The organism is Aeromonas sp. TW 6 (assembly GCF_013168745.1).
Lineage (GTDB): Bacteria > Pseudomonadota > Gammaproteobacteria > Enterobacterales > Aeromonadaceae > Aeromonas > Aeromonas caviae.
This window is the reverse complement of record NZ_JABERS010000015.1, coordinates 82,733-93,567: the sequence shown is the minus strand read 5'-3', so window position 1 is coordinate 93,567 and position 10,835 is coordinate 82,733. Positions and strand designations below refer to the sequence as shown.

The following is a 10,835-nucleotide window of genomic DNA, read 5'->3' as shown; positions in this document are numbered from 1 at the left end:
GAGGACAGGCGTGAATGAAGTCGAGAGCTTGGTCGATACGCATAAAAAAATCCGAAACCCAACAAGGAGTTTCGGATTCTTACACAGCCTGAGGATCGGTCAATGGATCCTTAACTGATCGGCATTAACTCCAGGGAGTCGGTTTTTTGTTGGGCGGTTATCAGGCGGTCACGGCATCGGCCTGGGTAGCTTGTGCTTCCGGCGATGGGTTGCGAATGAGGTAATCAAACGCACCCAGGGCGGCGGTGGCACCTGCCCCCATGGAGATGATGATCTGCTTGAACGGTACCGTGGTGGCATCCCCTGCGGCATAGACGCCGGGCAGGGAGGTGGCACCCTTGGTATCGATCTCGATTTCGCCAAAGCGGGTCAGGGCAATCTCGCTTCCTTTGAGGAACTCGGTGTTCGGCACCAGGCCTATCTGGACGAAGATGCCGGCCACTGCCAGATGCTTGATCTCGCCGGTAGTGCGATCTTCGTAATCCATGCCCACCACCTTGCTGCCATCACCGATCACTTCGGTGGTGCGGGCGCTCATGATGATGTCAATGTTGCCCATGGAGCGGGCCTTCTTCTGCAGCACGTCGTCGGCACGCAGAGTATCGGCGAACTCCACCACGGTGACGTGCTCGACGATGCCAGCCAGATCGATGGCCGCCTCGATGCCGGAGTTGCCGCCCCCGATCACCGCAACCCGCTTGCCCTTGAAGAAGGGGCCGTCACAGTGGGGGCAGTAGGCCACACCCTTGGTACGGTACTCGAGTTCACCCGGCACGTTCAGGTCGCGCCAGCGGGCACCGGTCGCCAGGATCACGGCGCGGCTCTTCAAGGTGGCACCGGAGGCGAGGTCCACGTTGACGTAACCATCCTTGCTGATGGCGGCGGCACGCTGCTCGGTGATCACTTCCACGCCGTACTGCTTCACGTGCTGCTCCAGGCTGGCGGCCAGCTTGGGGCCCTCGGTGTAGGGCACGGAGATGAAGTTCTCGATGCCGACGGTGTCCATCACCTGGCCACCGAAACGTTCGGCGACAATGGCGGTGCGAATGCCTTTGCGGGCGGCATAGATGGCCGCGGCGGCGCCGGCCGGGCCACCGCCCACCACCAGCACGTCATAAGGCGCTTTTTCGCTCAGCTCTTGCGCCTTGCGCTCGGCAGCGCCGGTGTCGAGTTTGGCGACGATCTCTTCCAGCGAAATACGGCCCTGGCTGAACGGCTGACCGTTCAGGTAGACGTTCGGGACCGCCATGATTTGACGCTCGTTCACCTCATCCTGGAACAGGGCACCATCGATCATGGTGTGGGTGATGCCGGGGTTCAGGGTGGACATCAGGTTCAGGGCCTGTACCACGTCCGGACAGTTGTGGCAGGAGAGGGAAATATAGGTCTCGAAGTGGAACTCGCCCTTGAGGTTCTTCACTTGTTCCAGCACGGCCGGATCGGCCTTGGAGGGGTGGCCGCCGCTTTGCAGCAGGGCGAGCACCAGGGAGGTGAATTCATGACCCATGGGAATGCCGGCAAAGTGCACGCGCGGGGCCTGGCCCTGGGGCGCGATGCTCATGGAAGGCTTGCGGGCATTGGTGCCATCGGTCAGGGAAATTTTGGGGGACATCTCGGCGATCTCGCTGGCCAATGCCAGGAGTTCGGCGGATTTGTCGCTGTCATTGCCGGACACGCTGATCTCGATGGGATTGACGATGTACTGCAAGTAACCGTTGAGTTGTTGTTTGAGGTTGGTATCTAACATGGTCGAATTCCTTCTTGCTGAATGCGGGTCGGCACGATGACCGGATACAGAAAACAGAGGTCCACACAGCAGACCGGCGCATTTTCTGAGGGCCGTAAACAAGACCGGCCCTTGAACGGGCCGGTCTTCAGAGCGGGGAGGCTTAGATTTTGCCTACCAGATCCAGGGACGGGGCCAGGGTGGCGTCGCCTTCTTTCCACTTGGCCGGGCACACTTCACCCGGGTGGGAAGCAACGTACTGGGCAGCCTTGACCTTGCGCAGCAGTTCCAGTGCGTCACGGCCGATGCCGCCAGCGTTGATTTCAACGATCTGGATGACGCCTTGCGGGTCGATGACGAAGGTACCGCGGTCAGCCAGGCCAGCTTCTTCGATCATCACGCCGAAGTTGCGGGTGATGGTGCCGGTGGGGTCGCCGATCATCGGGTACTGGATCTTCTGGATGGTGTCAGAAGTGTCGTGCCAGGCCTTGTGGGTGAAGTGGGTGTCGGTGGAGACGGCGTAGATCTCGACGCCCAGCTTCTGGAATTCGGCGTAGTTGTCGGCCAGGTCGCCCAGCTCGGTCGGGCAGACGAAGGTGAAATCAGCCGGGTAGAAGAACACCACGGACCACTTGCCTTTCAGGTCAGCGTCAGACACCTGAACGAATTTGCCATTGTGGTAGGCGGTGGCGTTGAACGGCTTGATTTCAGTGTTGATGTAGGTAGACATGTATTTGCTCCTTGGTGATGTACATATGCCTGTCTGGTGTTGAAGAGTCGTGCCAGACGAGGCGCTTAACTTTCGATGGAGTCATCATAGTGACTTTTTCTAATCGGTCAAAGCCACAATTTTGAATCACATAAATCTATTTATTAGATAGATCATCACAACTGTACCTAACATGAATATCTCAGGCCTTCGGAGATAACTCATTGTCGAAGTTCAATTTCTGTCCTGCATGTCACATTTTCAAGGGCTGGGCCGGATTTGTTTTCATTGCGTGAGCAGAGAAGGGGGCAGACGAGGCGGCGCAGTAGAAAAAAGAGGGATAAAAAAATCCCGGCGCCGTCGCACAGACAGGGCCGGGTCATCAAACAAGGAATGGCGATAAATATGCTTTACAGCAAAGACTAACTACGGGGTGTGCAAACTTGCAGACATATGAAGAGAAGATGGCGGGTGCACAATCCTCATCTCCTCTTCGGCAACCATTGCATGGTGGGCATCATAGTGTGATGAATGTCACAACGCAAGTTTTGTGGTGTAATTTTACAGTCAAATTGAAAGTGTTTCACTTGAATAGCCGTTTAATTAGGCTGAAAACGCTTTTATTGTAATTTTATTACATAATTTTAAGATCAAAAGTCGGTTGGGGGCTCCTGCTCCTCCATCAGCTCCAGCAGATTGATGGCCACGGCGATGAAGTCCGACTCGGTGACGATGCCAACCAGCTTGCGCCCCTTGAGTACCGGCAGACAGCCATATTTGTGGCGCTGCAGATACAGAGCTGCCTCCTTGATGCCGGCGTGGGGATCCACGCTCGCCACCTGACGGGTCATGATCTCGTCGAGCTGGACGCTGTCGGTGAACTCCGCCTCCCGCTCGGGGTTGATCAGCAGCAGCTTGGATTCACGGGTGGCCAGGATGTCCGAGAGGGTGACCAGACCGAGCAGATGCTGGTGTTCATCGACGATGGGAACGTGACGGATCCGCTCCTGCTGCATCAGCTCCATCGCCTGCTTGACGCTGTTTTCCGGACCCAGGGTAAAGGGGTGTTCAGTCATGATCTCGGAGAGGGTCATCATGGTGGGCCTCCTTGTGTGTCTGCTTCCACCCTAGCCCAGCCCCCGTCGCCAGAACATGATCGGGGTCAATACAAAACCTTAAAGGTTTTTTAACGGGCCCAACCTCACAAAATGGCCCGCTATCCCTTGTCTTCCTTGGGTTTTTAGTCTTTTGGGTTGCCTTGGAAGAGGGGGATAACTAGACTAGCCGCCGATTCCCCCGAGGTGAAAGATGCAAGTATCCGATTTTCATTTTGATCTGCCAGACGAGCTGATTGCCCGCTACCCCATGGCGGAGCGTACCGCCAGCCGCCTGCTGCAGCTCGATGGTCAAACCGGCGCCCTGCGCCACGGTCATTTTGTCGATGTGCTTGACCAGCTCAACCCCGGCGATCTGCTGGTGTTCAACAATACCCGGGTTATTCCGGCCCGCATGTTTGGCCAGAAGGCCAGCGGCGGCAAGCTGGAGGTGCTGGTGGAGCGCATTCTGGACGAGCACAGCGTGCTGGCGCACGTCCGCTCGTCCAAGTCCCCCAAGCCAGGTACCCGTCTCCTTCTGGATGGCGGTGCCGACGGCGTGCCCGTCGAGGCCGAGATGCGTGCCCGCCACGACGCTCTGTTCGAGATCCACTTCCTCGACCCGCGCCCTGTGCTGACCATTCTGGATGCCATCGGCCACATGCCGTTGCCTCCCTATATCGACCGCCCCGACGAGGATGCCGACAAGGAGCGCTACCAGACCGTCTACAACCAGAAGCCGGGTGCCGTGGCGGCGCCGACCGCCGGTCTGCACTTCGACGAGCCGCTGCTCGAGCAGATCCGTGCCAAGGGCGTGGAGATGGCCTTCGTGACCCTGCACGTGGGGGCGGGCACCTTCCAGCCGGTGCGCGTCGACAAGATTGAAGATCACCACATGCACTCGGAATACGCCGAAGTGCCCCAGGAGGTGGTGGATGCCATCGCGGCGACCCGCGCCCGCGGCGGTCGGGTGGTTGCGGTGGGCACCACGTCGGTACGATCCCTCGAGAGCGCAGCCAAGGCGACCCTGGCCCAGGGCAAGCCGCTGGCGCCCTTCTTCAATGACACCGACATCTTCATCTTCCCCGGTTACGAGTTCCAGGTGGTCGATGCCATGATCACCAACTTCCACCTGCCCGAATCCACCCTGATCATGCTGGTCAGCGCCTTTGCCGGCTATGACAACGTGATGGCCGCCTATCAGGCCGCCGTGGCGGGACAGTATCGTTTCTTCAGCTACGGGGACGCCATGTTCGTCACCCGTCGCCGGGTGCAGGGTTAAGCCTTACCCTTCAGAAGTCGTTCAGGCTCTGCTTGTCAGTATGCCGGCCGGCTTCATATTACCGGGCCCCTCGGGCCCTTTGTTGTCAGACTGTTTCTCTGACTGAATAGAGGTAGCAATGAAATTTGAATTGAAAACCACCGATGGGCGTGCCCGTCGCGGTCAACTGGTGTTCGAGCGTGGCGTGGTCCAGACCCCGGCCTTCATGCCGGTCGGCACCTACGGCACCGTCAAGGGGATGACACCGGAAGAGGTGCGTGAGACCGGTGCCCAGATCCTGCTTGGCAACACCTTCCACCTCTGGCTGCGCCCGGGTCAGGAAGTGATGCGCGCCCACGGCGATCTGCACGACTTCATGAACTGGCAGGGGCCCATCCTGACCGACTCCGGTGGTTTCCAGGTGTTCAGTCTGGGGCACATCCGCAAGATCACCGAGGAGGGGGTGCACTTCCGTCATCCCATCAACGGCGAGAAGATCTTCCTCGACCCCGAGAAGTCCATGGAGATCCAGTACGATCTGGGTTCCGACATCGTGATGATCTTCGACGAGTGCACCCCGTACCCGGCCACTTACGAGGAAGCGCGCAAGTCCATGGAGATGTCCCTGCGCTGGGCCAAGCGTTCCCGTGACAAGTTCGATGCACTCGGCAACAAGAACGCCCTGTTCGGCATCATCCAGGGTTCTGTCTACGAACCGCTGCGGGATGTGTCGCTGGACGGTCTCCTTGAGATCGGCTTCGACGGTTACGCGGTCGGCGGTCTTGCCGTGGGTGAGCCCAAAGAGGACATGCATCGCATCCTTGACCATGTCTGCCCGAAAATTCCGGCCGACAAGCCGCGCTACCTGATGGGGGTGGGCAAGCCGGAGGATCTGGTGGAAGGGGTGCGCCGCGGTATCGACATGTTCGACTGCGTGATGCCGACCCGCAACGCCCGCAACGGTCATCTCTTTACCACCGATGGCGTGGTCAAGATCCGCAACGCCAAGTACCGGGAAGACACCAGCACCCTAGATGCGGACTGCGATTGCTACACCTGCAAGAACTACACCCGTAGCTATCTGTACCATCTGGACAAGTGCAACGAGATCCTCGGTGCCCGTCTGAATACCATCCACAACCTGCGTTATTACCAGCGCGTGATGCAGGGTTTGCGGGACGCGATCGAGCAGGGTAAATTAGACGACTTTGTAACTGAGTTTTACCGTCGGCAAGGGAAGCCTGTGCCTCCACTGGCTGAAAATGACGTGAAATAACAACGACATATAAGTTAGTATTCAAATCTACATCAATAAGAGGTTGTTAAATGAGCATTATCTCCAAGGCGTATGCAGAAGGCGCGGCTCCGGCAGCACAGGGTGGTGGCATGGAAATGATCATCATGCTGGCCGTGTTCGGTCTCATCTTCTACTTCATGATCTACCGTCCCCAGGCCAAGCGTGCCAAGGAGCATCGCAATCTGATGAGCTCCCTCTCCAAGGGCGACGAAGTGCTCACTTCCGGTGGCCTGGTCGGCAAGATCGCCAAGGTTTCCGCCGACAGCGACTACATTGTGCTGGCCCTGAACGATCAGACCCAGGTCACCATCAAGCGTGACTTCGTCTCTGCCGTTCTGCCCAAGGGTTCTATCCAGTCCCTCTAATCTCCCGAGGAGCACAGCGTGTTAAATCGCTATCCGCTGTGGAAATACCTGATGGTGATCGTCGTGATCGCCATCGGTTTTCTATATGCAGCCCCCAATCTTTACGGCGAAGACCCGGCCTTGCAGGTCTCTGCCAGCCGTGGTGCCGAAGTCAAACTAGAAACCCTCGATCAGGTGAAGGAAACCCTCGACGAGGCGAAGATCCCGGTCAAGCATGCGGCGTTCGAGCACGGCTTCATCCTGATCCGTTTCAACAACACCGAAGACCAGCTCAAGGCGCGCGACATCGTGGCCAACAAGCTGGGCGACAATTTCATCACCGCCCTCAACCTGGCACCGTCGACCCCCGCCTGGCTTGAGGCCATCGGCGCGGCGCCCCTGAAGCTCGGTCTTGACCTGCGCGGCGGCGTGCACTTCCTGATGGAAGTGGACATGAATGAGGCGCTGGCCAAGCAGCAGGAACAGATGGTGCAGGATTTCCGCGCCGAACTGCGCACCCAGAAGATCCGCTACTCCGGTGTGCGCCGGGTCGGGGATCAGGTGCAGGTGGTCTTCCGTGACGAGGCCGATCAGGCCAAGGCACTCTCCTTCCTGCGTCGCCAGAATGCGGATCTTGTCTTCACCACCGACCAGAAAGGGGATGACTTCATCCTGCTGGCCACTCTGAGCGAAGCCAAGGTCAAAGAGGTGAAGAAGTATGCCCTCGAGCAGAACATCACCATCATCCGCAACCGGGTGAACGAACTGGGTGTGGCCGAGCCGCTGGTCCAGCAGCAGGGCGGTGAGCGTATCATCGTCGAGTTGCCGGGGATCCAGGACACCGCCCGTGCCAAGGAGATCCTGGGTGCCACCGCGACCCTGGAGTTCCACATGGTCGATGAGGCTGCCGATATCCAGGCCGCTGCCGCAGGCCGCGTGCCGCCGAGCTCCAAGGTCTACAACGATCGCAACGGTCGTCCCGTGGTACTGCAAAAGCGCGTGATCCTGACCGGTGACCACATCGTGGGTGCCCAGTCCGGTTTCGATGAATACAGCCGTCCTCAGGTCAACATCAAGCTCGATGGTCAGGGTGGCAACAAGATGGCCAACTTTACCAAGGACAACGTTGGCAAGGGGATGGCGACCGTCTTCATCGAGTACAAGCCGGTGGGTCAGCCTGGTCCGGACGGCAAGCGCAAGTTCCGCAAGCAGGAGGAGGTGATCAACGTCGCCACCATCCAGTCTCGCCTGGGTAGCCAGTTCCGCATCACCGGGATCGACAACGCCAACGAAGCCCACAACCTGGCGCTGCTGCTGCGTGCCGGTGCCCTGATTGCCCCCATTCAGATCGTCGAAGAGCGCACCATAGGCCCGAGCCTGGGTCAGCAGAACATCGACAGCGGGATGGAAGCCATCGGCTGGGCCATGCTGGTGATCGTGCTCTTCATGGGGATCTACTACCGTGCCTTCGGCTGGGTGGCCAATCTGGCGCTGACCATGAACCTGGTGCTCATCGTCGGTATCATGTCGATGATCCCGGGGGCCACCATGACCCTGCCGGGCATCGCCGGTATCGTGTTGACGCTGGGGATGGCGGTGGATGCGAACGTGCTGATCTACGAGCGTATTCGTGAAGAGATCCGCAATGGTCGCGGGGTGCAGCAAGCCATTCACCTGGGCTTTGACCGCGCCTTCTCCACCATCGCCGACTCCAACGTCACCTCGCTCATCACCTGCGTGATCCTGTTCGGTATCGGTACCGGTGCCATCAAGGGCTTCGCCCTGACCCTCGGGATCGGCCTGACGGCGTCCATGTTCACTGCCATCACGGTATCCCGCGCCATCATCAACCTGGCCTGGGGTGGACGGCGCATCGACAAGCTGCCGATCTAAGGAAGAGACATGTTTCAAATTCTACATTTTGAAAAGCCCATCCCCTTCATGCGTTTCGCCAAGCTGGGTATGGTCCTCTCTGCTCTGGTAACGGTGCTCGCCCTCTACGTTCTGTACGATCGTGGCCTGAACTGGGGGCTGGACTTCACCGGCGGTACCACCATCGAGGTGGGGTTCCAGCAGTCGGTGAGCCTGGACAAGATGCACGAGGCGCTGGATCAGCAGAAGATTGACGGGGCGACCCTGCAGTTCTTCGGCTCCAGCCGTGATGTGCTGGTGCGCATGGCCCCCCAAGAGGGCGTCAAGGTCGAGCAGCAGGGCAACGAGGTCCTGGCGGCCGCCAAGCTGGTCGACGAGAGCGCCGTGCTCAAGCGTGTCGAGTTCGTCGGTCCCTCCGTGGGTGACGAGCTGGCCACCGACGGTGCCCTGGCCATGCTGGCCTCCATCATCTGTATCCTGATCTACGTGGCGGTGCGCTTCGAGTGGCGTCTGGCCACGGGGGGCATCCTCTCCCTGGCTCACGACGTGATCATCACCCTCGGCATCTTTGCCTACTTCCAGTACGAGTTCGACCTGACCGTGCTGGCGGCGCTGATGACGCTGGTGGGGTACTCCCTGAACGACACCATCGTTGTGTTCGACCGGGTGCGGGAGAATTTCCGCAAGGTACGCCGTGGGGACACCGCGGAGATCATGGATCTCTCCATGACCGAGACCCTGAGCCGGACCATCATCACCTCGGGGTTGACCTTCGTGGTGGTGGTGGCGCTGCTGCTCAAAGGCGGGCCTCTGATCCACGGTTTCTCCATCGCCATGGTGATCGGGGTGGCCTTCGGGACCTACTCCTCCATCTATGTGGCGAGCGCCTCAGCCATGTTCCTCGGGATCAAGCGGGAGCACATGCTGCCGACCCAGGTGGAAAAAGAGGGCGCGGATCAGCAAGAGATCCTGCCGTAACAGACAAGGGCGCCGCAAGGCGCCCTTTCTCTTGTGGCCGGGGTGAGTCATGATGCTCCCCACAACCCAGCATCCATTATCCAAAGCAAGGAGCAAGCCCATGCAACACAATCCCCGTTTTCTGGCCCTGGTAGAGGCCATCCGCCCGCAGGTGCAGGAAACCGATGTGCACCAGATCAAGCGCTGGCAGGATGAGGGCCGAGCATTTCATCTGATCGACGTGCGCGAAGAGAGCGAGTGGGCCAGGGGCCATCTGCCGGGGGCCACCTATCTCGGGCGCGGGGTGATAGAGCGTGACATCGAGACCCGGTATCCGGATCCCGACACCGAACTCTACCTCTATTGTGGTGGGGGATTTCGCTCCATCCTGGTGGCGGATAACCTGCAGAAGATGGGTTATTCCCGGGTCGTCAGCGTCGATGGAGGCTTTCGCGGCTGGAGCGATGCCGGATACCCTGTCGAATCCTGATTTATTTGAGGGAGAGGGGCTGCGCCACATGACAAACGGCCCCGTGATCTTTACCATATGCGGGGTCAAGCGTAAGCGTCGGAGTGTTCATTGAACGTCAGGATAGGGATTGGATACCTCACGGGTATCCTGTTGTTGCTCCCCTTGTGGGGTTGCAGCAGTAGCAGTCAGGTAAAAGCGCCTCAAGTTCCCAAGCCGCAACCCGCTTCACTGGTATTGGCGACCCCCTTGCAGGTCTCCTACCAGAGCGAGTTGGCGTTGGCGCGACTCGGGCAGATGCTCAGTGAAATGGAATTGACGACCGAACAGCGGGCAGAACTCTTCTATGAGCGTGCCGTGGTGTTTGACCGGGTGGGCTTGCGTTCCCTGGCGCGACTCGACTTCAACCGCGCCCTGCGGGAGAAGCCGGATTTTGCCGAGGCCTACAACTTCATCGGTGTCTATCTGGTTCAACAGCAGAACTACGACGAGGCCTATGAGGCGTTCGACTCCGCCCTGGAGCTTGCCCCGGATTACGACTACGCCTATCTCAACCGGGGAATCGCGCTCTATTACGGCAATCGCCCCGAGCTTGCCGCGGCGGATATGAAGCGCTTCTACGAGGCGCAACCGGAAGACCCTTATCGGGTGATCTGGCTCTATCTGGCCGAGCAGAAGCTCAACGGACCGGCGGCCATGAGCCGGATGCGCGAGCGGCTCAACAAGTATGACGACGACGCCTGGAACTGGGATCTGGTGCGCCTCTATACGGGCGACATCAATGCCACCCAGTTGATGAGCAACGTGGTGAAAGGGGTCAAGGACAACAGGGAGCTCGCCGAGCGCCTGTGCGAGACCTACTTCTACCTCGGCAAGTTCGAGCTGGCCAAGGGTAACCGCAAGGAAGCCATCAGCTACTTCAAGCTGGCGCTGGCCAACAACGTCTATGACTTCATCGAGCATCGCTATGCCTTGCTGGAGCTGGAACTGATGGCGCGCAAGCCCCAGCCACCCGGAGCCCAGGGCAAGAGCGGCAAAGCGTGACTAAACGGGTTTGATCCCCACGAAAAAGGCCTCTTGACGAGGCCTTTTTGCTGTCTGGTGAC

Annotated in this window: 10 protein-coding genes; 7 read left to right on the top strand and 3 right to left on the bottom strand. The window is 59.2% G+C overall.

The features are described 5' to 3' along the window. Window positions 1–160 precede the first annotated feature (160 nt). From ahpF to HKD46_RS09785, 3 genes are all read right to left on the bottom strand, one after another. Window positions 161–1,747, bottom strand: coding sequence for an alkyl hydroperoxide reductase subunit F (gene ahpF / locus HKD46_RS09795; RefSeq protein ID WP_103242987.1), 1,587 nt, complete (start codon window positions 1,745–1,747; stop codon window positions 161–163). A 142-nt stretch (window positions 1,748–1,889) separates the two neighbouring features. After that, entirely contained in the window at window positions 1,890–2,456 is a 567-nt protein-coding gene (gene ahpC / locus HKD46_RS09790) for an alkyl hydroperoxide reductase subunit C (RefSeq protein WP_010675074.1), read from the bottom strand. Between the two features lie 629 nt (window positions 2,457–3,085). Further along, window positions 3,086–3,532 (bottom strand): CBS domain-containing protein, encoded by a 447-nt coding sequence (locus tag HKD46_RS09785; RefSeq protein WP_010675073.1) that lies wholly within the window; start codon window positions 3,530–3,532, stop codon window positions 3,086–3,088. A 211-nt stretch (window positions 3,533–3,743) separates the two neighbouring features. Here HKD46_RS09785 and queA point away from each other — a divergent pair, with 211 nt between their 5' ends. From queA to nlpI, 7 genes are all read left to right on the top strand, one after another. Next, window positions 3,744–4,811, top strand: a complete 1,068-nt coding sequence (gene queA / locus HKD46_RS09780; RefSeq protein WP_010675072.1) for a tRNA preQ1(34) S-adenosylmethionine ribosyltransferase-isomerase QueA — start codon at window positions 3,744–3,746, stop codon at window positions 4,809–4,811. Between the two features lie 118 nt (window positions 4,812–4,929). After that, the gene (gene tgt, locus HKD46_RS09775) at window positions 4,930–6,066 is read left to right on the top strand and encodes a tRNA guanosine(34) transglycosylase Tgt (RefSeq protein ID WP_010675071.1); all 1,137 of its coding nucleotides are present in this window, start codon (window positions 4,930–4,932) and stop codon (window positions 6,064–6,066) included. Window positions 6,067–6,116: 50 nt separating this feature from the next. Then, entirely contained in the window at window positions 6,117–6,452 is a 336-nt protein-coding gene (yajC, locus tag HKD46_RS09770) for a preprotein translocase subunit YajC (protein ID WP_010675070.1), read from the top strand. Window positions 6,453–6,470: 18 nt separating this feature from the next. Further along, complete coding sequence (gene secD / locus HKD46_RS09765) at window positions 6,471–8,324, top strand: protein translocase subunit SecD (RefSeq protein ID WP_143237663.1); 1,854 nt, start codon at window positions 6,471–6,473, stop codon at window positions 8,322–8,324. Between the two features lie 9 nt (window positions 8,325–8,333). Continuing rightward, window positions 8,334–9,281, top strand: coding sequence for a protein translocase subunit SecF (gene secF / locus HKD46_RS09760; RefSeq protein WP_010675068.1), 948 nt, complete (start codon window positions 8,334–8,336; stop codon window positions 9,279–9,281). Window positions 9,282–9,381: 100 nt separating this feature from the next. Beyond that, window positions 9,382–9,750: a rhodanese-like domain-containing protein gene (locus HKD46_RS09755; protein WP_039038735.1), complete on the top strand. Its 369-nt coding sequence runs from the start codon at window positions 9,382–9,384 to the stop codon at window positions 9,748–9,750. Window positions 9,751–9,840: 90 nt separating this feature from the next. Then, window positions 9,841–10,773: a lipoprotein NlpI gene (gene nlpI, locus HKD46_RS09750; RefSeq protein WP_280520777.1), complete on the top strand. Its 933-nt coding sequence runs from the start codon at window positions 9,841–9,843 to the stop codon at window positions 10,771–10,773. Window positions 10,774–10,835 lie beyond the last annotated feature (62 nt).

Bases quoted from the DNA above. Each gene is read 5' to 3' on its own strand.
- ahpF (WP_103242987.1), bottom strand. From the start codon at position 1,747: ATGTTAGATACCAACCTCAAACAACAACTCAACGGTTACTTGCAGTAC.
- ahpC (WP_010675074.1), bottom strand. From the start codon at position 2,456: ATGTCTACCTACATCAACACTGAAATCAAGCCGTTCAACGCCACCGCC.
- HKD46_RS09785 (WP_010675073.1), bottom strand. From the start codon at position 3,532: ATGATGACCCTCTCCGAGATCATGACTGAACACCCCTTTACCCTGGGT.
- queA (WP_010675072.1), top strand. From the start codon at position 3,744: ATGCAAGTATCCGATTTTCATTTTGATCTGCCAGACGAGCTGATTGCC.
- tgt (WP_010675071.1), top strand. From the start codon at position 4,930: ATGAAATTTGAATTGAAAACCACCGATGGGCGTGCCCGTCGCGGTCAA.
- yajC (WP_010675070.1), top strand. From the start codon at position 6,117: ATGAGCATTATCTCCAAGGCGTATGCAGAAGGCGCGGCTCCGGCAGCA.
- secF (WP_010675068.1), top strand. From the start codon at position 8,334: ATGTTTCAAATTCTACATTTTGAAAAGCCCATCCCCTTCATGCGTTTC.
- HKD46_RS09755 (WP_039038735.1), top strand. From the start codon at position 9,382: ATGCAACACAATCCCCGTTTTCTGGCCCTGGTAGAGGCCATCCGCCCG.